At 70.4% G+C, this 23,300-nt stretch carries 17 protein-coding genes and 1 pseudogene; 6 read left to right on the top strand and 12 right to left on the bottom strand.

What is annotated here, in order from left to right:
• Positions 1–18: 18 nt before the first annotated feature.
• Positions 19–1,518, top strand: a pseudogene (locus ACYSUO_RS08095) (FAD-dependent monooxygenase).
• A gap of 65 nt (positions 1,519–1,583) precedes the next feature.
• On the opposite strand, the gene ACYSUO_RS08100 reads toward ACYSUO_RS08095, so the two are convergent.
• Positions 1,584–2,081 (bottom strand): winged helix-turn-helix transcriptional regulator, encoded by a 498-nt coding sequence (locus tag ACYSUO_RS08100; RefSeq protein ID WP_461775350.1) that lies wholly within the window; start codon positions 2,079–2,081, stop codon positions 1,584–1,586.
• A gap of 105 nt (positions 2,082–2,186) precedes the next feature.
• Between ACYSUO_RS08100 and ACYSUO_RS08105 the strand changes: the two genes are divergently transcribed.
• The gene (locus ACYSUO_RS08105; RefSeq protein WP_461775351.1) at positions 2,187–2,831 is read left to right on the top strand and encodes a dihydrofolate reductase family protein; all 645 of its coding nucleotides are present in this window, start codon (positions 2,187–2,189) and stop codon (positions 2,829–2,831) included.
• Positions 2,832–2,886: 55 nt separating this feature from the next.
• On the opposite strand, the gene ACYSUO_RS08110 is transcribed toward ACYSUO_RS08105, so the two are convergent.
• Entirely contained in the window at positions 2,887–3,663 is a 777-nt protein-coding gene (locus tag ACYSUO_RS08110) for an alpha/beta fold hydrolase (RefSeq protein WP_461775352.1), read from the bottom strand.
• A 115-nt stretch (positions 3,664–3,778) separates the two neighbouring features.
• Here ACYSUO_RS08110 and ACYSUO_RS08115 point away from each other — a divergent pair, with 115 nt between their 5' ends.
• Positions 3,779–4,612, top strand: coding sequence for a helix-turn-helix domain-containing protein (locus ACYSUO_RS08115; protein ID WP_461775353.1), 834 nt, complete (start codon positions 3,779–3,781; stop codon positions 4,610–4,612).
• A 42-nt stretch (positions 4,613–4,654) separates the two neighbouring features.
• Here the strand turns inward: ACYSUO_RS08115 and ACYSUO_RS08120 are convergent, their stop codons facing one another.
• Together ACYSUO_RS08120 and ACYSUO_RS08125 are read right to left on the bottom strand one after the other, a co-directional pair.
• Positions 4,655–5,890, bottom strand: coding sequence for a M20 family metallopeptidase (locus tag ACYSUO_RS08120; RefSeq protein ID WP_461775354.1), 1,236 nt, complete (start codon positions 5,888–5,890; stop codon positions 4,655–4,657).
• 62 nt (positions 5,891–5,952) lie between these two features.
• On the bottom strand, positions 5,953–7,506 hold the full coding sequence (locus tag ACYSUO_RS08125; RefSeq protein ID WP_461775355.1) for an AbgT family transporter: 1,554 nt from the start codon (positions 7,504–7,506) through the stop codon (positions 5,953–5,955).
• 191 nt (positions 7,507–7,697) lie between these two features.
• On the opposite strand from ACYSUO_RS08125, the gene ACYSUO_RS08130 reads away from it, so the two are divergent.
• Positions 7,698–8,723, top strand: a complete 1,026-nt coding sequence (locus ACYSUO_RS08130) for an AsnC family transcriptional regulator (protein ID WP_461775502.1) — start codon at positions 7,698–7,700, stop codon at positions 8,721–8,723.
• A gap of 90 nt (positions 8,724–8,813) precedes the next feature.
• On the opposite strand, the gene ACYSUO_RS08135 is transcribed toward ACYSUO_RS08130, so the two are convergent.
• Together ACYSUO_RS08135 and ACYSUO_RS08140 are read right to left on the bottom strand one after the other, a co-directional pair.
• Positions 8,814–10,112, bottom strand: a complete 1,299-nt coding sequence (locus tag ACYSUO_RS08135; protein ID WP_461775356.1) for an amidase family protein — start codon at positions 10,110–10,112, stop codon at positions 8,814–8,816.
• A gap of 95 nt (positions 10,113–10,207) precedes the next feature.
• Positions 10,208–11,635, bottom strand: coding sequence for an acetamidase/formamidase family protein (locus tag ACYSUO_RS08140; RefSeq protein WP_461775357.1), 1,428 nt, complete (start codon positions 11,633–11,635; stop codon positions 10,208–10,210).
• A gap of 318 nt (positions 11,636–11,953) precedes the next feature.
• Between ACYSUO_RS08140 and ACYSUO_RS08145 the strand changes: the two genes are divergently transcribed.
• Positions 11,954–12,658, top strand: a complete 705-nt coding sequence (locus ACYSUO_RS08145) for a restriction endonuclease (protein ID WP_461775358.1) — start codon at positions 11,954–11,956, stop codon at positions 12,656–12,658.
• Here the strand turns inward: ACYSUO_RS08145 and ACYSUO_RS08150 are convergent.
• The 4 genes from ACYSUO_RS08150 to ACYSUO_RS08165 form a co-directional block, all read right to left on the bottom strand.
• Positions 12,646–13,794 (bottom strand): family 43 glycosylhydrolase, encoded by a 1,149-nt coding sequence (locus tag ACYSUO_RS08150; RefSeq protein WP_461775359.1) that lies wholly within the window; start codon positions 13,792–13,794, stop codon positions 12,646–12,648. The genes ACYSUO_RS08145 and ACYSUO_RS08150 overlap by 13 nt on opposite strands.
• On the bottom strand, positions 13,791–16,319 hold the full coding sequence (locus ACYSUO_RS08155) for an alpha-L-rhamnosidase (RefSeq protein ID WP_461775360.1): 2,529 nt from the start codon (positions 16,317–16,319) through the stop codon (positions 13,791–13,793). Before ACYSUO_RS08155 ends, ACYSUO_RS08150 begins: the two co-directional genes overlap by 4 nt.
• A gap of 63 nt (positions 16,320–16,382) precedes the next feature.
• On the bottom strand, positions 16,383–17,720 hold the full coding sequence (locus ACYSUO_RS08160) for an MFS transporter (RefSeq protein ID WP_461775361.1): 1,338 nt from the start codon (positions 17,718–17,720) through the stop codon (positions 16,383–16,385).
• Positions 17,721–17,797: 77 nt separating this feature from the next.
• Positions 17,798–20,254 (bottom strand): glycoside hydrolase family 2 protein, encoded by a 2,457-nt coding sequence (locus ACYSUO_RS08165; protein WP_461775362.1) that lies wholly within the window; start codon positions 20,252–20,254, stop codon positions 17,798–17,800.
• Positions 20,255–20,406: 152 nt separating this feature from the next.
• Here ACYSUO_RS08165 and ACYSUO_RS08170 point away from each other — a divergent pair, with 152 nt between their 5' ends.
• Entirely contained in the window at positions 20,407–21,366 is a 960-nt protein-coding gene (locus ACYSUO_RS08170) for a LacI family DNA-binding transcriptional regulator (RefSeq protein ID WP_461775363.1), read from the top strand.
• An 18-nt stretch (positions 21,367–21,384) separates the two neighbouring features.
• Here the strand turns inward: ACYSUO_RS08170 and ACYSUO_RS08175 are convergent, their stop codons facing one another.
• Positions 21,385–22,077 carry a response regulator gene (locus tag ACYSUO_RS08175; RefSeq protein ID WP_461775364.1) on the bottom strand — a complete coding sequence of 231 codons (693 nt, stop codon included), beginning with the start codon at positions 22,075–22,077 and terminating at the stop codon, positions 21,385–21,387.
• Positions 22,074–23,279, bottom strand: a complete 1,206-nt coding sequence (locus ACYSUO_RS08180) for a sensor histidine kinase (RefSeq protein WP_461775365.1) — start codon at positions 23,277–23,279, stop codon at positions 22,074–22,076. The genes ACYSUO_RS08175 and ACYSUO_RS08180 overlap by 4 nt, the downstream gene beginning before the upstream one ends.
• Positions 23,280–23,300 lie beyond the last annotated feature (21 nt).

The following is a 23,300-nucleotide window of genomic DNA, read 5'->3' on the forward strand; positions in this document are numbered from 1 at the left end:
TTGAGGGAGAGAAGGATCATGAGCTACCAGGTTGTCGTCGCAGGCGCCGGGCCCGTGGGCCTGTGGCTCGCCGGCGAACTGCGTCGTACGGGAGTCACCGTCGCCGTGATCGAGCCCCGCCTCGAACGCGACTCCCGCTCCCGCGCCCTGACCGTGCACCCCCGCACCATCGAGACCTTCGCCTCCCGCGGCCTGCACCAGCCCTTCGTGAGGGAGGGCACACCGCTGCCCGGCGGCCACTTCGGCGCCCTCGACTCCCGTCTGGACTTCCGGCGCCTGCCGAGCCCCTTCCCGTACACGCTCGCCCTGCCTCAAGAGCGCACTGAGGCACTGCTGGAAGGCTAGGCCCTCGATCTGGGTGCGCGCATCCTGCGCGGGCACGAGGTCACCGGGTTCACCGAGCACCCCGACCACATCGCCGTGCACACCACCGGACCGCACGGGCCCTCAACTCTCCAAGCCGCCTACTTGGTTGGCTGCGACGGCGCCCGCAGCGCCGTGCGCACCGGGGCCGGTATCGACTTCCCCGGTACCCCCTCCACCGTGCTCGGCTGGCTCGGCGACGTGGTCCTGGACGACCCGCCCGCCCCCGGCTACAGCTACTTCGGCCCCGAGGGCGCGCTCATGGTCGTCCCCATGCCCGGCGGCCTCCACCGCCTCGTCGGCATCACCCCGCGCGACCTCACCACCACCTGGCCCGGCGACCTCACCCTGGACGAACTGCGCGAGAACGTCATCGCCATGGCCGGCACCGACTTCGGCCTGTGCGACCCGGTCTGGCTCTCCCGCTACGGCAATGCCACCCGCCTCGCCGACCAGTACCGCAAGGGCCGCGTCTTCCTCGCCGGTGACGCCGCCCACCAGCACTTTCCGGCCGGCGGCGTCGGTATGAACGTCGGTATCCAGGACGCCGCCAACCTCGCCTGGAAGCTCGCCGCCACCCTCAACGGCTGGGCTCCGAGCGGCCTGTTGGACGCCTACCACGCCGAACGCCACCCGGTCGGCGCCGACCTCACCAGCACCAGCCGCGCCCAGGTCGCCCTCATGACCGCCTTCAATCCCGAAGGGCTCGACCTGCGCGGCCTGCTCGCCCGGCTGATCGCCAAATTGCCCGACCTCAACGACCACTTGGCGACCCAGGTCAGTTCCCTGGCCGTCACCTACCCGCCCGCCGCCCCCGACGCGCACCCGCTGACCGGTACCCGCGCCCCGGACCTCCGGATCGGTGACACCAACCTGTTCGCGCTGCTGCGCGCCGACCGCTACCTCCTGCTGGACCTCACCGGCAGCGGACACCTCACCGGGTACGCGCGCCGCGGGCTGCACGTCCACACCGGCACCCCGGACCAGCCGCCGGCCGACTTCACCACCGTCCGGGCCGCCTTGGTCCGCCCCGACGGTCACATCGCCTGGGCGAGCACCACCCACGACGACGCGGCCCTGACCGGCAGCCTTACCGCGACCCTGGCTTCGACCCACCGGAAGACGGATGAGGAACACCACGGCGCACGCCAGTGATCCGTAGAGCTTGCTGCAGGTGCTCAACTCCGAGGTGCAGAAGGTGAATCCGGCGGAGGTGATCGTCAGTGCGTCTCCGTGAGGGCCTGTTCGTAGGCCGCCTGAAGGAGTTCGGAGGCCCGGGGGTGGTCGGGGTGCGGGCGGGGAATGCCCAGGTGCACCTCGCGGAGTTCGTCCATGAGGTCCTCCCAGAGTCGCGGGCCGCCGTCCTCCAACAGGCGGGCACGGACGGTGAGTTCGGGGGTGGTCGGGCGGTGCCGCATTCCCCAGGAGCCGAGCGCGGCCATGATGGGGACGGTCTGGATGCCCGCTTCCGTGAGGCTGTAGGTGGCTCGATGTCCTCGTCCGGCCTGTTCCTGCGTCAGGAGACCGCCGGCGACGAGGGACTTGAGGCGGCTGCTGAGGATGTTCGACGCGATGCCCTCCTCGGAGCCGCTGAGCAGCTCGCGGAAGTGTCGGCGCCCGCCGAACACCACGTCGCGCAGGACGATGAGGCTCCACTGGTCCCCGAGTGCCTCCACGGCCGCGTTGATCGCACATCCGGACCGCGGTCTGTCTCGCATTGCCCACCTCCAGTGATTGCATTCTGCCATCACCAACTCTAGGCTCACTGACAGCTAGTGATTGCAGTTCGCAATCACATCGCCTCGACGGCAGGAGTCGGTGCAATGTCCCGCGTGAGGGTTCACAACTTCTCCATCTCCATCGACGGATTCGCCACTGGCGAAGGGCAGAGCCTCGAGGCTCCGTTCGGCCACGCCGGCGAGCGGCTCCACGAGTGGTTCTTCCCGACCAGGACCTTCCAGCACATGCTGGGCAAGCCGGGCGGGAGCACCGGGGTCGACGACGCCTTCGCCGGCACCTGGGATGCCGGTATCGGCGCGGAGATCATGGGCCGCAACAAGTTCGGCGCCCAGCGTGGGCCGTGGGAGAACGAGGACTGGAAGGGCTGGTGGGGACCCAATCCGCCCTTCCACACCCCGGTGTTCGTCCTGACCCACCACCCCCGCCCCTCGGTGGAGATGGAGGGCGGCACCACGTTCCACTTCATCGACGCGACGCCGCAGGAGGCACTCCGTCAGGCGCGTGAGGCCGCGGGCGACTTGGACGTGCGGATCGGTGGCGGGCCGACCACGGTCCGCGAGTTCCTCGCCGAGGACCTCGTCGATCATCTGCACATCGCCGTCGTCCCGATCGTTCTGGGCCGTGGCGAGCGCCTGTGGGACGGACTCGAAGGACTCGAGAAGCGCTTCCGGACCGAGTCCGTGACAACGCCCGGGGGCGTCACGCACATGACCTTCACCCGGCCGTAGCGGCCGCCCGCGAATCAACGGCCGTACGGTCACTTCGTCGGGCCGCGGGGGGCCGTCAGGCTGCCGGTGCGAACGTGGTGATGGCGGCTACGAGGTCGGCCGGGGCCTCCAGCGGGATCAGGTGACCGGTGCGCGGGATCACCACGAAATCGGCCTGGGAGAGGTAGGGCACCAGGTTGTCGCGGAGTACGTCGACGGGCTCCACCTGGTCGTGTTCTCCGGCGACGACGAGAGCGGGCACGCAGACCATGCGCGTGTGCTCGGTGATGTCCTGCGCGATGCCGTGCAGCGGCCACTCGGTGCGGGCGGCGTCCGTGGTGGTCCGCGAATCGGTCACGATCCGCGCCTTGACCGGATCGGGCAACTCCGTCGCGGTGAGGACGTGATCGCGTGCCCCGGCCACGGACTCGGCGGAGTCGTAGGCGTGCGACAAGGCTTCCTGGTACTCGGGGGTGATGTGTGCGGCGGGCCTGGCCGGTCCTGAGCCGACGAGGACGATGCCGCGCAGGCCGGCGGGCCGGGTGGCCGCGACCAGCTGTGCGACCTTGCCGCCCATCGAATGCCCCACCAGGACGTAGTCGGTGATCCCCGCATCGTTGAGCACGGCGAGCGTGTCGTCGGCGAGCTGATCGAGGGTGTACGGGCCGGGCAGAGCGCTCGACCGGCTCCACCCGCGGAAGTCGAGTGTGAGCACGTCCCGGCCCGCCAGGCGGTCGACGACGAGGTCCCAGGTGCGGGCGGAACCACCCCAATAGTGCAGGAACACCAGGGTCGGGCCGGCGCCCGGCCGATGGTTGTAAGTGGGCAGATGCGTCTGCTGCGTCGTGGCCATGATGACTCTTCCGGTCGATGATCTGTGCGGGCGATTGCCCTGCGAAATCATTGAAACTTCCGCATGCGGACGGATCATCAGCGGAACTGGTCGCCCCATGGTGGAAAATGGACACGTGAGCGTGATCCGGCAGATGACCTACCAGCCCGTGAGGCACCGCGCCGCCGCGGTCGAGACGATGACGTTCGACCGCCTGCGCGAGCTGAACGACGGCGGCACGCAGCGCGCCGACTTCCATGTCCTCGCCGTCATCGACGCCGGACCCGGCTCGGTCACGGTCGACTTCCTCCACCACCCGCTGAAGAAGCGGTCCGCGGTGTGGATTCCTCCCGGCGCGGTCCACCGGTGGGACGACATCGCCGGTGTGGCAGGGCACCTCGTGCTGTTCGTGCCGACCGCGCCGGTCACCCACGCCACCCGGGAACTGGTCGCGTCCCCGGACCTGGCCGCGCACTGGAGCATCCCCGACACCGACTGGCCGTTCGTCGACACGGCGCGCAACCACCTGCTCCTCGAGGCCTCCGCCTCATACGGTGACTTCTCGACGGAGCTGCCTGCCATCCTGCTCTCCGCGCTCATCACCCGGCTGCGCCCACCACACGCCGAAGCACGCTCCACACACCAGGTGTTCCGACTGTTCCGCTCCAGCGTCGAAGCGAACTTCCGCGAACACCACGACGCCGGCTACTACGCCCGCGCCCTGGGATACGCGCCCCGCACCCTCTCACGAGCGGTGCAGGAGGCCACCGGCCGCACCGCGAAGGCGTACATCGTCGAACGGATCGTCCTGGAAGCCAAACGCCTCCTCGCGCACGACCGGCTCAGCGCCGCCCGCTGCGCCGACACACTCGGCTTCCCCGACGCATCCAACTTCTCGGTCTTCTTCCGCAAGGCCACAGGCCAACGGCCGGGGGCGTGGCAGGCGACGGCGGCCGACAACTCTGGTTAGGGGCTACGAAGACGCCAAGGGGGCTTCCCGTCGGTGGGTGGCTCAGCCGTCCGCAAGCCCCCGCGCCAGCCGCGTCAACAGCCCCGCCACCAGCGCCGTCTGCGCGGGCACCGTGTCCGGGTAGATGAACTCGCCCTGCGCGTGCGCCCCGTCGCCCACCGCGCCCATCCCGCACAGCACCGGCAGGCCAAGCGCCGCGACAAAGTTGGCGTCGCTGGCGCCGCCGACCGCCGTGTCGGGGAGCTCCCGGTCCTGTTCGGCGGCGACCTCGCGGGCGAGGGTGAGCAGCGGGGCGGAGGCGGGGCCCAAGGTCATCGGAGGGCGGTTCCAGTCGCGGGCGATGGTGATGTCCACGCGCGGGTCGCTCACGGTGATGGCGCTGAACTCGGCGTCCACTCGGGCCTGTTCGGCCTCGCTGGTGACCCGGATGTCGATGCCGGCGGTGGCCTTGCCCGCAACCACGTTGGTGCCCGAACCGCCGTGGAAGAGGCCGGGGTTGATGGTCGTACCGGCGTCGGGGCGGGCGATCCTCGTTGCCGCGAGGACGAACTCCGCCAGCGCGGTGACGGCGCTCGCCCCGTCCTGTGGCGCGAGACCGGCATGCGATTCGATGCCGGTGGCCGTCACCTTGAAGATGGCGGAGCCCTTGCGGGAGGTCTTGACCGCACCGTGTGCGGAGGGTTCGAGGACCAGCGTGGCGTCGACGTTCTGTGCGGTCTCCTCGATCACCGGGCGCGAGGAGAGGGAGCCGATCTCCTCGTCGCCGTTGAAGAGGAAGGTCACGGTGGGCACGGGGGCACCGCTCTCGCGGGCCAGCTTGAGGGCCCAAATACCCTGCGCCAGACCGGTCTTCATGTCGAAGATGCCGGGACCGCTGAGCCGCTCGCGGCCCTCGGGCCCCTTGTGCGGCTGCTCCCAGCCCTCCCAGGTCGCGAGCGTGCCCGTCGGCCAGACGGTGTCGTAGTGGCCGATGAGCGCGACGTGGCCGGGGGCGGTGCCCGTATAGGTCAGGGTGAGGATGTCGCCGCACGCGCCGCCGGGGTGACGCTGCTCGTGGTCGGGCTCTCCGAGGCGCTGTACGGCCAGGTCCCGCAGCAGGTCGAGGCCCTCGGAGAGGGCGGGCAGGTCGTAGCTGCTGGTCTCCTGGCCCACGAGCGCGAGGATGTCCTCGACGATGAGGGACGAGGCCTGTTCGGCGCGGCCGGTGAGGGCGTGAGCGGTGATGGTGCCGGAGGTGGTGGTGGCGGATGTGGTGGTGCCGGCGGGGGACGCTGTCATGGTGAACTCTCTTTTCCGTGCGGGGTGTTGTGCGGGTTCTTGTACGTACGGGCGGGTGCGGGTCAGCCGATGCCGAACGGGATGCCGAGCAGGTACCACGCCACGAAGAACGCGACCCAGACGATCCAGATGACGGCGGCGATCGGGATGGTGAAGGAGGCGAGTGTGCCGATGCCCGCGGACTTCTTGTGCTGCTGGATGAAGCCGAGCGCCATCGCGAAGTACGGGCTCATCGGGGTGACGCAGTTGGTGACCGAGTCGGCGACGCGGTAGATGGCCTGGGTGACCTCGGGGCTGATGCCGATGAGCATCAGCATCGGGATCAGGATGGGCGCGGCGAGTGCCCACAGCGCCGAGCCGCTGGTGATGACGAGGTTCATGAAGGTGATCAGGACGGCGATGCCGACCAGCACGCTCCAGCCGCTGAGCTGCAGGTCCTTGAGGGTTCGGGCGCCCTCGACGGCGATGACGTTGCCGATGTTCGTCCACTGGAAGTACGCGAGGAACTGGGATATCGCGAAGAACAGGACGAGGATCGGCGCGTACGTGCGCGTGCCCTCGACCAGCCCGTCGACGACATCGCGGGGGCGGGCGAAGGTCCCGGAGGCCTTCCCGTAGACCCAGCCGAGCAGGGCGAAGAAGACGAACAGGACGATCGACATTCCCGTGACCACCGGGGACTCCACGAGGGAGCCGCCCTTGCCGCGCAGAGGCGAGTTCTCGGGAATCATGCCTGCTGCCACGACCGCTATGAAGCCGAGTGCGGTCAAACCGGTTGCCCGAAGTGCGCGGCGCTGCTGGGGAGTTGTCCCGATCTCCTTCAGTTCCTTGGCGCTCAGTGCGGTGACCGGTTCGTCGGGCTCGAGGTCGGAGCGCTTGGCGATGACCTTGTCCACGACGAGCGCGATCACCAGGGCTACGAGGACGGACGAGCCGAGGGCGAAGAAGTAGTTGGCGATCGGGGTGACGTGGTAGTCCGCGTCGATGGTGTGGGCGGCCGCGGTGGAGATCGACGAGAGGAGTGTGTCGGTCGTCGTGATCACCGGCGAGGCGTCGTAACCGGCGGATACGGAGACGTACGCGACGATGCAGCCGAGGACCGGACTGCGGCCCGCGGCGCGGTAGATGAGCGCTCCGAGCGGGATCAGCGTGACGTACGCGGCGTCGCCCGCGACATGGCCGACCATCGCCGTCATCGACAGCGCGAAGGTGAGGTACCGGGCGGGCACCCGGGCGACCATGCGGCGCAGTGTCGCCGTGAACAGGCCGCTCGCCTGGGCGATCGAGATGCCGAAGCCGACGATGAGGATCGTGGAGAGCGGCGGGAACGACGCGAAGTTGTCGACGGCCCCCTCGATCATTTCCGTGACGCCCGCTTTGCTGAGCAGGCTGCGTACCGCGATGGTGTCGCCGGTGCCCGGGTGTGTGGTGCTGACGCCGACCGACGCGAGTACCGCGCTGAGGACGATGACGACACCGGCCAGGATCCAGAACAGCCAGAAGGGGTTGGGGAGTTTGTTGCCGACCTTCTCGATCGCCGCGAAGGAGCGGAACGCGACGCGCAGCATGCGCGAGGGCGGCTCGGTCGGCCGGGTCTCGGTGGTGAGGGAACTCATGGGGCCTCTTCACACGGTCAGGGGTGGGGACGGGGACACGAGGTGCCGGCAGTGGGGGAGCCGGTGGGAGGCGTTCCGTAAGGGGACGTTGTCGCACACCATGGCAGTGGAATAAGAGATTCTCTAGAGGTCGCGCGTAACATCGGGATTAATCTGCATCCATAGGGGGCCGCATGACCCACATGACGCACATGGCTTCGCCGTCGCTCGACGAGCTCGACCGACGCCTCATCGGGGCGCTCCACCTGGCGCCCCGGGCGACGTGGGACGACATCGGCGCGGTGCTGGCCGCCGACGCGGGCACTCTCAAGCGGCGCTTCGACCGGCTGCACGAGGCCGGGATGGCGCGTGTCATCGGGCAGGCCGCCTGGGGCATGCACTCCACGGCGATGCCGGTCCATGTGTTCCTGGACGTCACCGGCGCCACTCCGCTGGCCGTCCTGGAGCGGCTCCGTGGCCTGCCCCATCTCCAGCACCTGGCGCAGATCTCCGGCGACCATCCGCTCTACGCGGTGGTGCACGCCCCGTCCGAAGCGGCTACGGGCGAGGCGGTCGACCGGCTGTTCTCCGTCCCGGGTGTCCGCCGCGTCAATGCGCTGCCCGCACTGCGCACACTGCGCCGGGGCATCAACTGGGCCCCCGGCTTCCTCACCGACTCCGAGCGGGCCGGGCTGAGGGAGTTGACCGGCGTCCATCCCGAGGGCACCGCGACCGCAGCTCCGCCCGGCAAGCCGCTCAGTGAGACCGAACGCACCGTGGTCGCCCATCTGATGCGGGACGGACGGGCCTCCGCCGCCGCCATCGCCCGGGCCGCGGGCCTCGCCACGTCCACGGCGCACCGCGTCGTCCGCCGGGTCCTGGACGAACGCTGGGTCCAGCCGCGGCTCGAGACGGTGTCGCAATGGCTGGGGTTCGACACCCCGTTCCTGTTGCGTCTGCGCGTCGCCCCCGGTTCGACGTCCGACGTGATGGGCCGCATCGACCGGCTGCCCCAGACCCGACTCACCGCGCACGTCGCGGGCGACCTGTCCGTGCTGTGCACCGGGCTGGTCGCCGACCGGGCGGCTCTGGCGGCGTTCATCGACCACGAACTGGCGGAGGTGCCGGGCATCGTGAAGGCAGGCGTGGACGTCATGCTCACCGAGCCGCGACGCTACTGGCTGGACCGGGACCGCGAGTCGGGGCTGGGGGAGTTCCATCCGCCGGCGCTGCTGTGAGGGTGGGTGGGGCCGGTGCGGAGGGCGGTACGCACCGGGCCGAGAGGGGAGCGATTCTCATCGGGCCGTGACCGGCGCGGTGAGTGGCTGTCACCGAGAGGCGACCCCGGCCTCCGCCACCCGCACCGCGAGATCCAGCAGATGCCGGTCGCTGCCCCGCGGCCCCACGAGGCAGAGGCCCACCGGAGCGGTGCGGCTGCGGATGGGGATGCTGACGGCGCAGCGGCCCGTCAGGCCTGCCAGACAGGTGAGTTGGAAGGTCTGGGCCCTGGTCTCCTCGATGGCGGGGCCGCCGATGGAGGCCTCTTCCCGGGTGGGGGCCACGGAGGACGCGGACGGCAGGAGCAGGATCCGGTCGCCGAGCAGGTCGTCGACGCGGGTCCGGGCCTCGCGCAGCACGCGCTCGGCGGCGGCCAGGTCGGCGGAGGTATAGGCGGACGCGGATTCGAAGCGCGCCCGGACATCGGGGTTGAGCGAGTCCCAGTGGCGGGACACCCATGGGCCCCACTGGCGCCAGGCCTCCACGCCCTGCTTGGTCTGGAAGGCGCGCACCCACCCGGGCAGAACACCGGCGTCGAACCGTACGTTGCGTAGCCCCGGCAGATCCGCGTCGCCGCGCCAGTCGGCCACCGCCCGTCGCACGGAGGCGGCGACCTCCGCCGAGGCCACGTCGACGATGTCCTGGGCGAGCACCGCACCCGAGGGCACGGGCCCCTTGGCGCGGGGGAGCAGGACCCGGCCCGCGGTGCGCAGCGTGTCCGCGTCGCGGGCGATCCACCCGACCGTGTCGAAGGACGGCGCGAGCGGCAGCAACCCCGCGGTGGACACCGCGCCGTGGCTCGGGCGGATGCCGTACAGGCCCTGGTAGGAGGAGGGAATCCGGATCGAGCCGCCGGTGTCGGTGCCGAGGCCGATGTCGGCCTGTCCGAGGGCGACGGCGCTGGCGGGCCCGGAGGTCGAGCCGCCCGAAATGCGTTCGGGGGCCGCGGGGTTGGGCGGCGTACCGTAGTGGCCGTTGGTGCCGGCCAGGCTGTACGCGAACTCGTCGGTGCGGGCGATGCCTGCGATGTCGGCGCCCGCCGCGAGCAGGGCGGCGACGGCCGCGGCGGTCGTGGCCTGCGGGCGGCTCTCGGCGAGCCATGCGGGATTGCCCGCGCCCACCCGGTGCCCCTCGACGGCGAACAGATCCTTGACGGCGACACTGAGTCCGGCCAGCGGTCCGTGCCCGGTCGCGGCCACCAGCGGGGTGCCGAACTCCCGCCACACGGTGTGGTCAACGGCGCCGGGACGCGTTGCCGCGGAGGCGGGGCGTGCGCCGAGCGGCAGCACCGCACCGGCGCCCGCCGCGGCCGCGAGAGCGAGGAAGCCCCTTCGATTCACTGCCTGCATGCGTACAAAACTCCTCAACTGGTGTGTGGTCGTGCGGTGTTGGAAGGAGGTGGCGGAATGGGGGGGAGGGGGCCCACCGCCCGAAGTGAGGGGGCCTACCGCCCGAAGTCCTGCTTCCTGATGACCGCGTGCACCCCGGTGGTCCGGTCGACGACCTGGGACACCTCGAAGTCGGCCGCCGCTGACAGATACGCGTACGCCACCGGGCGGCTCATGCCGAGATCGGACTGCAGGAAGTCGAGGGCGTTGACGACCGCGCGGCGCATCGCGACGTCCAGGTCGGAGAGTTGGCCCTTGGCCCCGGCCGCGCCGTCCGGATCGGAAAGACCGATCGGCAGCCAGGCCTCGTCGGTCTCTCCGAACGGGTAGTGGTACGCGACCGAAGGGGCGTCACCGGAGCCGGGCTTGCAGACGGTGAGCCGGAACGTCGTGCGCAGCGACCCCTCGAGCGCGGTCAGCGCCACCTCGCCGTTGCCCATCGCGAAGTGCGGGTCGCCGGTGTGGAAGAGGGCGCCCTCGGCGTGCACGGGGAGGTAGAAGGCGGATCCGGATCCGAGGTGGCGGATGTCGATGTTGCCGCCACCGAGGGTGGGCGGGATGGAGTTCAGGAGCGGGTCGGTGAGGGAGTCGGCGTCGGCGTACGCGGTGCCCATCAGGCCCATGTGCGGGTTGAGCGGGAAGGTGACCTCGCCGGGCCCGTCGAGGGGCAGCACGCCGTGCCCGTCCCCGCCGCCGGTGCGGATCGGGGTGAACACCGAGACATTTCCGTACTGTTCGGGGTCCTTGGAGGATGCGCGGCCGTCCGCGGCGACGGGCGGCATGACCTCGTCGAGCGTGATGCCGTCGGGAGCGCCGCCGTCCCGGGTACGGGCCAGGGCGCCCTTGCCGTGCCGGCTCGACACGACGCCGTAGGGCACGCGCGGCAGCAGCGACAGTGTCTCGACCTTCAGTACGTCGCCGGGCTCGGCGCCCGCCACGTGCACCGGTCCCAGGACGACGTGCGGGCCGTCGGTGTCGAAGGAGCGGGGCGTACGTGTGTAGTCGCGGGCGAGATCGACCGCGTCCCGCAACACCTGGTCCTTTCCGACACCGTGCTCCCCGAACCAGGCGACCGGGTCGCGCCCCTGGTCCTCGAGCAGCCCTTCGTGCGAGAGGGCATCCACGGTCAGTGTCTCGCCGGACCGCATGCGCAGTACGGGTTCGGCGTCGCGGGCGGGCACGTAGCCCCAGCGGACGGTGTCGGGCGTGGCACGCAGATAGTGCTGACCGTGGATGGGTCCCTTGCCGGGTTGCAGGACGCGCCCGGGGCGGGAGACGGCGGCGGGACGGGAGGGCGCCGCCGCCGCGGAGGCATGCGAGCCCATGGCCACCATTCCACCGGCCGCGCCGAGCCCCGCCGCGACGCGCAACAGCCCGCGCCGCCCGAGCCGGGACGCCAACGCCTCGTACACGGCGGGGAGTTCGGTGGGCTCGGCGGTGGGCGCACTGGGAAGGTGGCTCGGTATACGCGGCTCGTGTGACATCAAGGCCCCTCGTCGTATCGCGGTATACACATGTCACGTGGTGGTGACACGTGGCGTGCGCGGGTGATGTGCCTTTCCTATGCAGTGCCTGTTACCGGGAGGGGCTGCCTCCGGTTTCCCGGGCGTAACGCACGGGAGGGTGTCGCGCCGACGTGGTGAGCCCCAAGGTCCTGATGGTCGGGGGTGGGTGCGGAGTTGCTCATGCGAGCCCGGGCGGCGCTTGGGCCTTCGCCTCACGGTGTGGCTGATTGGCGGCCTATCCGTGCCCTCGTGTGCTGAGGACACTGCGGGAAGGGAACCGTCGGAGGGGGCGGAGTCATGGTCCGACGCAGACCACGCCGCTCCGCGGCGCGAAACCGGCGGGCCGCCCGGCTGAGGGCCGCGGTGGCGACCGGCCTGGTCCTGGTCGTCCTCGTGCTCGTGTACTGGGAGCACATCTGGATCTACGTGACCGCCTTGGTGGTTGCCGGGGTGCTGGGTGCTACGGGGTGGTGGCTGTGGCGCACCGACCGGCTGCTGCGAAGCGGAGACAGGGCCTGGCGCCGGAACGAGGCGGTCAAGTCCGGCCATCGCACGCTCGTCGAGGTGGACGCGATGACCGGCACGCAGTTTGAGGACCTGGTCGCCGGTCTGTGTCGACGCGACGGCTGCACCGAGGTCCGTCGGGTCGGCGGCAGCGGGGACAACGGCGCGGACGTTGTGGGCCGCTTGCCGGACGGCCGCTCGATGGTGATCCAGTGCAAGCGCTACGCGCCGACCAGCAGCATCCCCAGCCGCGAGCTGCGCGACCTGCTCGGCGCCCGGACGCACTTCAAGGCGGATGTCGCCGTCTTCGTGACCACCACCCGGTTCACCGGACCGTCCGAGAGGTTCGCCGTCGACAACGACATCCTTGCGGTCCATCGCGACCATCTCGGCCTGTGGAACAGCGGGGCGGCTCTGACGTCCTTGATCGCTGTCAACGGCGGTGGCCAGGGCAACCGTCGGCACCGGGCGCGCTGGAAGAAGACCTACGGACGGTAGCGGGTGGGCGGGGGCGCCGCGTTCGGCACGGCCACGCTTCCGGCGATGTCGCGGAAGTCGTCCGGATGCCAGGCGTCCGTCCACTCGAGGTAGGGACGGTCGCCGTCGAAGCGGATCGGCAGCCACACGTAGTCGGCGGTCGCGGTGTTCTCCTCGTGTTGAGCGATCAGGGCCTCCAGTTCGGGGTCGGGCGCGCGGCGCGGTGGAGTGTCCCCGGACTGCATCGCGGCCAGCGTTTCGAAGGCGCTCGGCATGCCCGGCGGCAGCTGCGGGATCCACCGGTCGGCCATCGCGATGTAGAGGTCCTCCTTGCCGGGGTGCCGGAACACGCAGCTGATCTGTGAGCGGAAGGAGGTGTGGGAGCCCTCTCCGCGGTGGGTCTCGCCGAGGACCGTCCAGGGGCCGTGGAAATCGTCGGCGATCGCGGCCTCGGTGGGGTTGGGGAAGTAGCCGGTGGTTCCGGACGTCAACAGGTAGTGCTTTCCGTGTCGTTGGAAGTGGGCGGGTGCCTCGCGGGTGAACGGCGGGCCGGGGTGCGGGAAGTGGGAGGAGTGCTTGCCGGTGACATCCGTGTAGTCGTCGGTGAGTTCGGCGCAGATCAGCTCGGTGTGGACCTTCTCGAAGTAGTAGTAGGCCTGGTTGGTCACCGGGTCGACGGCCAGGTCGAAGTCGCCCGCGCTCATGCCCAGCGGTTCGAGGCCGCTGCGGACGATCTCGTATGGTCCGAAGAGGTCGTCGGCCACGAGCACCGTGGAACGTTGGGGGTCGTGCGGGCCGGACCCCATGACCTTGAGCCAGCACACGTACTTCCCGGTGGCCGGGTTGAAGAGGATGTGCGGGCGGTCCGTCTTCTGCGCGGGGTGCAGCGGCGAGTCCGGATCGTCGGTGTCCGGCGGGATGATGAGACCGCGGTCGGTCCAGTGCACCAGGTCGGGGGAGGAATACGCGCGCACGCCCCAGTGCCAGACGCCGCTGCCCGGCGTCGTGTGCTCCTTGTTCTCGCCGTACCAGACGAACGTGCCGTCGGGCGCGGTGATCATCGACCCGCCGTGCGCCTGGATGCGGTGGCCGGTCGTGTCGAGCCAGGGGCGGCCCGGACGGATGGGCGTGCGGCCGTGTTCGGATGGGGAGTTCATGTGCGGAATCCAGGTGAGGTCGTGGGGTACGGGTTGGGCGTGGGTTCGAGGAGCAGGGCCTCCTGCAAAGCGGCGCGCAGCGTGTCCTTCGGGCCCGGGTAGTGCTCCACCAGTGCCGTCAGGGGCGCGGCGTCGAGGTGGGTGCCGGCGGCGTCGATGGGCATGTCCGGGTAGGCCGCGGCGAGGACTTCGCGCACTCGCGCCCAGGTGTCCGTGTCCTCCATGACGGCCTTGACCGGGGAGTCCAGCGTGAGCCGGACGGCTTCGCCGTAGCCTTCGGGCGCCGGGTAGCGCCAGGTGTGTCGGCCGCCGCCGATCTCCTCGGTGCGTGCCTCTGGGTGCAGGGGCAGTTCGACGACGGCTGTCGCCTCGTCGGGCACGGCGACGTCGAGGTGCACCTCCCCGTCCAGGACCCGCCAGTCGACCGACACGCGCCCGAGCGGAGTGTCGTGCGCGGCGCTCGCGAACGTCAGGCGGCCGCCCGGCTTTGGTGCGACCCGTAGCGTGCGCCACCCCGGTGATGTGCGTTGCAGCCCGCCGACGACGCGATGCAGCCAGTCGGCCACGGCGCCCAGCGCGTAGTGGTTGAGCGAGGTCATGCCGGTCGCGTTGACGCGGCCGTCGGGCAGTATCGAGTCCCACCGCTCCCACACAGTGGTGGCGCCCTGAGTGACCGGGTACAGGAATGAGGGGCACCGCGTCTGCAACAGCAGCTTGTAGGCCACGTCGAGGTGTCCGGTGGTCGACAGGGCGTCGGTGACCAGAGGCGTGCCGGCGAACCCGGTCGCGATGGTGTGCCCGGCCTCCTCGACGAGGGCGGCGAGGCGGGCCCCGGCTTTCGCCCGCTGTTTCTCGTCGAGCAGCCCGAACGTGATCGCGAGGGCGTAGGCGGTCTGCGACTCGCATGCCAGGCGGCCCGCCGGTGTCACGTACTCCGTGCGGAAGGCCGCCAGTACCCGCTCGGCGAGCGAGGCCCAGCGGACGGCGTCGGCTTTCTCGCCCAAAACCTCTGCGGTGTCCGCCAGTTGACGGGTCGTACGGCATAGGTAGGCCTGCGCGACGAGGTACCTGTCGGTCCCGCCGCCGGCCGGGTTGTCGGCCGGGGCGTCCGGGGCGAGCCAGTCGCCGAACTGGAAACCCTCGCTCCACAGGCCGTGCTCGTCGAGCCGGCCGGCGATCTCGTCGACCAGCGCCACCATCGAGGGGTAGGCGCGCCGCAGGATCCCGGCGTCGCCGTACTCCTGGTACAGCGTCCAGGGCAGGTTCACCGCCACGTCGCTCCACAGGGCCGCCGCCGACGACGGGTGCGGCAGGGCGTCCGGCACCGTCCACGGCACGGTGCCGGTCTCGGCCTGCTCGGCCGCGAGGTCGTCGAGCCAGGACCGGAGCACTCCACGCACGTCGTACAGGAAGACGGCCGTGGGCGCGAAGGCGTTGAGGTCGCCGGTCCAGCCGAGCCGTTCGTCGCGCTGTGGGCAGTCCGTCGGAACCCCGACGAAGTTCCCGCGCATCGACCACACGGTGTTGGTGTGCAGTCGGGTGACCTGCTGGTTCGAGCACGAGAACCAACCGGTGCGTGCCATGTCGCTGTGCACGACGACCGCGGACAGGTCATTCGGCAACAAGTTGCCCGGCCAGTCGGTCACTTCGACGTACCGGAACCCGTGGAACGTGAACCGAGGCTCCCACGTCTCGGGTGCCTCGGCAGTCGACCCGCGCAGTGTGTAGCGGTCGGTCGCGGTCGCCTTGCGTAGCGTCTCCGTCTCCAACTCGCCATCCGGGGTGAGTAGTTCGGCGTGCCGCAGAGTGACGGTCCGGCCGGCCTCTCCGGACACCGTGATTCGCACCCACCCGGTCAGCACCTGGCCGAAGTCGACGACGAACCGGCCGTCGTCGCGGCGGTGGATCTCGACCGGCGTCAGCTCTTCGATGCGCCGGATCGGTGGGGCCGCATCGGGAACCAGTGTGCCCAGGTCCCAGTCGAAGGGCTGCGCGGGGGCCCATGCCGTGTCGTCGAAACCGGGCTCGCACCAGCCCGCCGGTTCGAGGCGGGCGTCATAACTCTCTCCGTGGTAAATGCCGTTGGCCCGCACCGCGCCCTCGCCGACGCGGAACTCTTCGTCCGTTCCGATGACTTCGGTGCGGTCGGCGTACTCCAGCTCAAGGCGTGCGTACAGTGCGGGCCGGTCGGCGTACCTGCCCCGCTTCAGCTCCCACGACAGTGGTCCGACGGCCCACCCCTCGCCGAGGATCGCGCCGAGGGTGTTGCGGCCTTCGGTGAGCAGGCCGGTGACATCGTGGCGGCGCAGGTCCACGCGGTGTTTGTACGAGGTCCAGCCAGGGCTCAGGACTTCGTCGCCGACCCGGGCGCCGTTGACGTACGCCTCGACGATGCCGAGGCCGGTGACGTGCAGCGTGGCGCGCCGCAGTCCGGGGGTGATGTCGAGATCGCGACGGAAGTAGGGGGCGGGGTCGCCTTCGGTCGCGGCGCGGGGGCCGCTGACGAAGGCGGGCGCGGTGGTCATGTCTCGCAACTCCAAGCTGTCATAGCTGTTGTAGCTGTCGTAAGGGTTCACCAGGGGGGTGTCTCAGCGGATCGACCGCACCCGTGTGATGACGACGGCGCCCGCGGCCAGTGTGAAGGCCGCGGCGACGAGGTAGAGCAGGGTGTAGTTCTCCCCGCCTCGTGCGACGCCGACGGTGAGGAGAGTGGGCGCGGCGATGGGGGCGACGGCCTGGGCGATCGAGGTGGCGAACTGGTTGATGGCGATGAACCGGCCGGCGTCGGTGCTGCGTTCGGGGACGATGTCGAGCAGGATCGCCTGGTCGACGGCCGAGAACAGGCCCATCCCGAGCGACGCGACGAAGGCCCCGGTCAGCAGCAGGGGCAGTGCGTCGACGAACGCCATGAGGCTCGCGCCGCCCGCGAAGATGACCCCGCCGAGCAGGACGAAGGGTTTGCGGCGCCCGACCTTGTCGGAGACGTAGCCACTGGAGATGGCGCCGATGCTGACCGCGACCAGGGTGAGGCCGCCGGTGACCGCGACGATCTGGCTGATCTCGGCGACCTTCTTCCCGAGCCGGTCGGCGAAGAACAGGGCGGTGAAGGTCGTGTTGAACGTGAGGCCCATGTAGAAGAGGAAGCGGGCGAGCCAGTTCCAGGCGAAGTCGGGGTAGCGGCGTGGATCGAAGACGAATGTCGAGGCCAGGCTCTTGAGATCGAGCTTGGGAGGCGGCTGGAGGTCGTTGGTGGAGTCCTCGTGGACCAGCAGGACGAACGCGAGCGCGAGCAGCAGGCCGATCGCGGCCGGAACGACGAAGAGCAGGAACGTATTCCCGGAGAGCGCGCCTCCGAGGATGGAGCCGCCGACCGGTGCGGCCATGGAGATGAAGCCGCTGATGCCGGATACCTTGCCCCGCTGGGATTCCGGCAGTCGGTCGGCCAGCACCGTCATGATCAGGTTCATGACCAGGGCCCACCCGAGTGCGGCGATCACCCATCCGACGCCGAGCAGGAACACGCTCTGCGCGCCGGACAGCACGAGCGACCCGAGCAGACCGACGACCGCTCCGATCGCGATCCACGGTCGGCGGCGCCCGAACCGGGAGCGGGTGCGGTCGCTCGCGGTGCCCAGCAACGGGCCGGCGATCACGGAGACGGCCGAGGCGGTGCCGACGACGTAACCGAGAACACCCGTGTTGTCCGGCGCGAGGTGCTCGACCCGGATCGCCAGGGAGATCGCCATCGGTGTGACAAGACCGAGGAACGCTCCGAAGTGCGCGAGCAACAGGAACCAGATGAAGCGCCGCCCTACGGGAGGGAGTTCTTCCTGAGGGGGCTCGTGCATCGCGTCGTGCGTCGCGTCGGGAGGTCCGGCCGGTGTGGCGGAGGCCATGGCTGCGGTGAGGGGCTCGTCGTTGGTCACGGTGACTCCGTTGTCGGCGTGCGGGGGCGGCGGGCTGATGCGGTGCGGTGTGTGCGGGCGTTGGCGGCACAGGCGTGTCAGCGGGCCTGCAGGCGGACGACGGCGGTCTCGCAGCCGTCCGCCCTCGCGGTCACCGTGATCTCGCCCGGTCCCGTGGGCCGGACGACGGCCAGTGCCCTGCCGTCGAAGGTCCGGTGCCGTGCGTCGGTGAAGCTCTCCTCGGTCACGGGTGCGGCGCTGCCGAGGGCCGCCAGGACGGCGGGCCCGGCGACATCGACGTGGACGGATCGGTCGAAGGTGGTCCGCAGGACACCGGCTTCGTCGGTGAGGTCGAGCGACACGTACGCCAAGTCGTGCGTGTCCGCCGTCAGTTCGGGGCGATCGGCCGTGGCCGTGAGTACGAGTTCGTCGGTGGCAGCGGAGGTGAGGGACGTCCGTCCGGTCTCGACCCCGCCGGAGTACGCGACGGCCGTCAACGTGCCTGGCGCGTAACGGAGTTCCAGATCGGCGCGGAACGCCTTGGTCTCACCGACCTTCGCGCGCGCGACCCGTTTGCCGTCGAGCAGCAGCTCGACCTCTTCGGCGTCGCTGTAGACGTCGACGTGTACGGGCCTGCCCTCGAACCCTGGCCAGCTCCAGCTCGACACGGTGTCGCTCCACGACCAGGGCGTCGCCACGGCGACCTCCGCGTCGTGGCGCTCGGGCCTCTGTACGCCGATGTACGGGGTCGTACGCAGGCCGAACACGGTCTCGCGGTAGTAGGAGACGGTGCGGCGGTGCCCGGTGATGTCCAGGTCGCCGCACCAGGCGGTCAGGCCCGGGTACGGCGTCGAGAACCCGCTCGCCCCTTCACCCGCCCCTCCCGCGTACTTGATGACACCGATCCCGGTCTCGCCGAGGTAGTCGATGCCGGTCCACGTGAAGTCACCGATGACGTGCGGGAGTTCGTCCACGAGTGCCCAGGTGCGGTCGATGTCGGCGGGCCAGGTCTCGGTCCCGACGATGACGCGGTGACGGAACTGCTCGCGGTCCGGAACGTACCGCGCGTCGCCGTAGTTCATCCCGGCGACGTCGAGCACCGCGAACGCCTCCTCCGTGCGTTCACCGACCATCGACGACGCCTGGATCCCGGCCATCATCTCGCCGAACCCGGTCATCATCTGATTGACCCCGCCGGACTCCTGTGCGGCCTCGCGCCGCCCCGCCATCCCGTCCAGCACGGCATCGAGGACGGAGACGAAGCCGTTGATCCCGTTGGTCACCAGGCGCGTCGGGTCGAGCGCGCGGACCTTCTCGGCCAGGCGGCGGCTCCAGACCGCGCCCGCGGGGGAACCGGTCTCGGGGATCTCGTTGCCGATGGAATACATGATGACGCTCGGGTGGAGACGGTCCTTGGCGACCATCGCCTCGACGTCGCGCTCCCACCACTGCGGGAAGTCGGCGGAGTAGTCGAAGTCCGACTTCCCTTGCGTCCACATGTCGAACGTCTCGTCGATGACGTACAGGCCGAGGCGGTCGCACGCGTAGAGGAGTGCGCTGGAGGCCGGGTGGTGCGAGCTGCGGACCGCGTTGAACCCGGCGGCCTTGAGGAGTTCGGCCTTGCGTTCCTCCGCGCGGCCGATCGCGGCGACACCGAGCGGGCCATTGTCCGCGTGGAGGCAGGCACCGCGCAGTTTCACCGTCTCGCCGTTGACCCGCAGACCATGGGCCGGGTCCACCTGGAGAGAGCGGATGCCGACGGGGATGTCGCGTACGTCGAGGAGGTGGTCGCCATCGCGCAGTTCGACGTGGGCCGTGTACAGGTGCGGTGTCTCGGCGCTCCACCGGCGCGGGTTCTCCACACGCAGTCGGAAGCGGGCCGTTCCGGACTCGCCGGGCAGCAGCGTGGCCGGCGCGTTGTCGGCGTCGACCTCGACACCCGCGGCGTCGCGCAGCACGACATGGGCGCGTGCCGTCGTGGTCGTCGGACCGTCGTTGTCGACCACGACGGCGACCTCGACCGACGCCTCGTCCGCCGTGACGACGGGCGTCGTGACATACACGCCGTCGAGCGCGATGTGCACGGGCTCGGTGATGACCAGGTGTACGTCGCGGTGGATGCCGGCGCCCGCGTACCAGCGCGAGTCCAGGTGCGTACGGCAGGCCACTCGGATCTCGTTGTCCGCGCCGAAGTGCAGGAACGGGTCGAGCCGGACGTGGAACCGCGAGTATCCGTAGGGGTGTTGGCCGGCCAGGGCGCCGTCGACGGTCACCACCGCGTCCCGGTGGACGCCGTCGAACTCGAGGTGGACGCGCCGTCCGCGCAGCTCCTCGGGCACGGTCAGCGTGCGCCGGTACTCGAACGCGCCGCCCGGGAAGTAGCCGTTCGTCTCGCCGCCGGGGGCGTCCGCCCGGCGCTCCGTACCGATGAGGGCGTCGTGCGGGAGCGTCACATCCGTCCAGGAGTCGCATGAGGTGCCGCCCAGTTCCTGGAAGGCCGTGACCTTGCGGCGGTAGCTCCAGCCGTCGTTGAGGACCGTGCGTGTGCTCACCATCGAAAACTCCGTGGGTCTCGTACTGAGAGGGAAGGGGAGGAGGTAACGCGCGTCACCGAGAAAAGCACGGGCTGGTAACGCGCGTCAACAGTTGGTTACGCGCGATACTGTGCGTGGGCGAAACAACGGTGGAAGCAAGGGAAGAGGGGCGAATGGCCGTAAGGAGCGAAGACGTCGCACGGCGCGCGGGGGTCTCACGCGCGACGGTGAGCCAGATCCTCAACGGCCGGGACGCGCGGTTCTCGGACCGGACGCGGGAGAAGGTGCGCGACGCGGCGCGCGAACTCGGCTACGAACCGTCCGTGGCGGGGCGGGCGTTGGCCCGCGGCTCCAGCGACGTCGTGATCGCGCTCATCCCGAACACGACCTTTGGCGGCAACCTTCAGGACGTCTTCGAGCGGCTCACCGACGTACTCGCCGCGCAAGGCCTCACCCTCGTACTGCGCCTGTCGGTCCCCTCGACGGAGTCCCTCGGCCGGCTCGTCGACGGCATGAAACCGGCGGCCGTGTTCTCGCTGACCCCGCTCGGCGAACCCGAGCGCACGCTCCTTGCCGAGCGGGACGTCCCCGTGATCGACCCCGTGACCGTGCCGGGCGCGGACCACGACCACGCCATCGGCGCCCTGCAGGCGCGCGCCCTGATCGAGCACGGACACACGCGCCTGGCCTTCGCCCACCTACGGGACGTGCGGCAGGACCCGTTCGGTGACGGGCGCGAGCGGGGTGTCAGGAATGTGTGCCGCGAGAAGGGCCTGGCCGAGCCCGTCGTCGTACGGCTTGGTATCGACCTGGACGACGCGGCTGCCGCTCTCGACGCCCTCGGCCCTTCCGGGGTCGCGGTCGCCTGCTACAACGACGACGTCGCGATGACGCTGCTGGCCGCCGCGCGCCGCCGCGGCCTTCGGGTGCCCGCGGACCTGGCGCTGATCGGCATGGACCACACCCCGCTGTCCGCGGTGTCGGACCCCCCGCTCACCACGATCACGATGGACCTGGCCGTTGCCGCCGACGCGGCGACCACCTCGCTGCTCACCCGGCTCGGCCGACCGGTCGATGGTGTGCCTGATGTGTCGCCGCCGCGGCCCACGGTGGTTGCTGGGGGCACCGTCTAGGGTTCGCCGACGTCCGTGTCACCGCGGCCCCTGACTGCCCGGTTCTGTAGAGGAGTTGACCAGTCCGCTCTGGTAGGCGATGACGACGAGTTGAGCACGGTCGCGGGCGTCGAGTTTGGTCATGGCGCGCTGAATGTGGCTGCGTACGGTCAGCGGGCTGAGGAACAGATGGTCGGCGATCTCGGTATTGGATTTGCCGTGTGCGGCCAGTGCGACGACCTCCCGTTCGCGTGGGGTGAGGGCGGTCAGGCGCTCGGGCGGTGCGAGTGGCCGGTGCTCCGGTGTTGCCAGGAACCGGTTGATGAGGGAGCGGGTGGCCGTCGGGGAGAGCAGGGCATCGCCGGCGGCCACGGTGCGAATGCCGGCGAGCAGGACGTCCGGGGTGACGTCCTTTCCGAGGAAGCCGCTGGCACCGGCGCGCAGGGCCTTGGCCACGTTCTCGTCGTTCTCGAAGGTGGTGAGGATCAGGACGCGGGTGGCGGACAACTCGGGGCGGGAGCAGATGTCCGTGGTGGCGGCCAGGCCGTCGATGCCCGGCATCCGGATGTCCATGAGGACGACGTCGGGCCGGTGTTCGAGGCTGAGGGCGATGGCCTCCTGGCCGTTGTCGGCCTCCGCGACAACCGTGAGGTCGGGCTCCGACTCGATGAGGATGCGGAAGGTGGCCAGGAGCAGGGCCTGGTCGTCGGTGAGCAGGACGCGAATGGTCATGTGGTGCTTTCGCTTTCGTTCTCGCGTGCGTCGAGGAAGTGCAGTGGGAGTGAGCAGGCGACTTCGAACCCGCCTTCAGACCTGGGAGCGGCATGGAAGGTCCCTCCGACGGCGAGGGCGCGCTCGCGCATGCCGAGCAGCCCGAATCCGCGCTGCGCGGCGGGACCGGCCGTCGGGCGGGCGGCGGAGGTGTCGTTGGTGACGGTGAGTGTCAGGTGGTGCGGTGTGTAGACCAGCCGGATGTGGGCGGTAGGGGTGGCCGCGTGCTTGGTGACGTTGGTGAGCGCCTCCTGGATGATCCGGTAGGCCGTGAGGTCGAGTCCGGAATGCAGCCGCTGTGGTTCCCCCTGAACGGTGACATCGACGTCGAGCCCTGCCGTCGAATAGCTCGCGAGGAGGTCGGGCAGCTGGTCGAGACCCGGTGCGGGGGCGACCTCGTCGGGGTCGGTGTCCTGGCGCAACAGCCCTACCGTGGCCTTGAGTTCACGCAGGGCCGCGGCGGTCGTCTCGGGCAGCCGCGCGATGATCTCGAGCGCCTGGCCGGGGTTGGCCGGGGCGATGTGGGCGGCGGTGCCCGCCTGGGCGTTGGCCAGGGCGAGGTGGTGGGCGACGACATCGTGGAGCTCGCGGGCGATGCGCATCCGTTCCTCGATGACGCGGCGGCGCGCTTCCTCCTCCCTTTCCTGGGCGGCGTGTTCGGCCCGGGCGACGGCGTACTCCCGCCGGACCCGTACGTAGCTGCCGAGGGCCGCGACCATCAGGACCCAGGCCGCCGGGTTGAGACTGGTCAGGATCAGCTGGTGGCTGAAGGTGGTGAAGAACAGCCCCGTGACGGCCATGGCCGCGGCCGCGGCCAGTGCGCTGTTCCACGCGGTCCGGCGCGAGACGCGCACGCTCGCGGAGTACTGCGCAACCAGGAGCGGGCCCATGAGCAGAGGAGTCAGCAGGTAGCCGAGGGCACCTTCGGCGATGGTGCACACCGTTGTCACGAAGAGGGTGGGCAACGGGTGGCCGCGCCGCCACAGCAGTGCCGCGCAGGCGAGGGCGGACAGGGCCACGCCGGGCCACAGGGCAGTCTGGCCGTCCGTGACCGAGCGGGTGACCAGGACCCCCGTGAGGGTGGCGAGGAGCAGCAGCACCAGCAGGCCGGACTCCACCGCTCGCGGGTGGCGCGCCGCGCGGCGCTGGAGGTTCGTGCTCATCGCGTACTCCGAGGTAGGGCA

Source organism: Streptomyces sp. UC4497, assembly GCF_054871485.1.

Coding starts and splice junctions, on each gene's coding strand:
- ACYSUO_RS08100 (WP_461775350.1), bottom strand. CDS start 2,081: ATGCGAGACAGACCGCGGTCCGGATGTGCGATCAACGCGGCCGTGGAG.
- ACYSUO_RS08105 (WP_461775351.1), top strand. CDS start 2,187: ATGTCCCGCGTGAGGGTTCACAACTTCTCCATCTCCATCGACGGATTC.
- ACYSUO_RS08110 (WP_461775352.1), bottom strand. CDS start 3,663: ATGGCCACGACGCAGCAGACGCATCTGCCCACTTACAACCATCGGCCG.
- ACYSUO_RS08120 (WP_461775354.1), bottom strand. CDS start 5,890: ATGACAGCGTCCCCCGCCGGCACCACCACATCCGCCACCACCACCTCC.
- ACYSUO_RS08125 (WP_461775355.1), bottom strand. CDS start 7,506: ATGAGTTCCCTCACCACCGAGACCCGGCCGACCGAGCCGCCCTCGCGC.
- ACYSUO_RS08130 (WP_461775502.1), top strand. CDS start 7,698: ATGGCTTCGCCGTCGCTCGACGAGCTCGACCGACGCCTCATCGGGGCG.
- ACYSUO_RS08135 (WP_461775356.1), bottom strand. CDS start 10,112: ATGCAGGCAGTGAATCGAAGGGGCTTCCTCGCTCTCGCGGCCGCGGCG.
- ACYSUO_RS08140 (WP_461775357.1), bottom strand. CDS start 11,635: ATGTCACACGAGCCGCGTATACCGAGCCACCTTCCCAGTGCGCCCACC.
- ACYSUO_RS08145 (WP_461775358.1), top strand. CDS start 11,954: ATGGTCCGACGCAGACCACGCCGCTCCGCGGCGCGAAACCGGCGGGCC.
- ACYSUO_RS08150 (WP_461775359.1), bottom strand. CDS start 13,794: ATGAACTCCCCATCCGAACACGGCCGCACGCCCATCCGTCCGGGCCGC.
- ACYSUO_RS08155 (WP_461775360.1), bottom strand. CDS start 16,319: ATGACCACCGCGCCCGCCTTCGTCAGCGGCCCCCGCGCCGCGACCGAA.
- ACYSUO_RS08165 (WP_461775362.1), bottom strand. CDS start 20,254: ATGGTGAGCACACGCACGGTCCTCAACGACGGCTGGAGCTACCGCCGC.
- ACYSUO_RS08170 (WP_461775363.1), top strand. CDS start 20,407: ATGGCCGTAAGGAGCGAAGACGTCGCACGGCGCGCGGGGGTCTCACGC.
- ACYSUO_RS08175 (WP_461775364.1), bottom strand. CDS start 22,077: ATGACCATTCGCGTCCTGCTCACCGACGACCAGGCCCTGCTCCTGGCC.
- ACYSUO_RS08180 (WP_461775365.1), bottom strand. CDS start 23,279: ATGAGCACGAACCTCCAGCGCCGCGCGGCGCGCCACCCGCGAGCGGTG.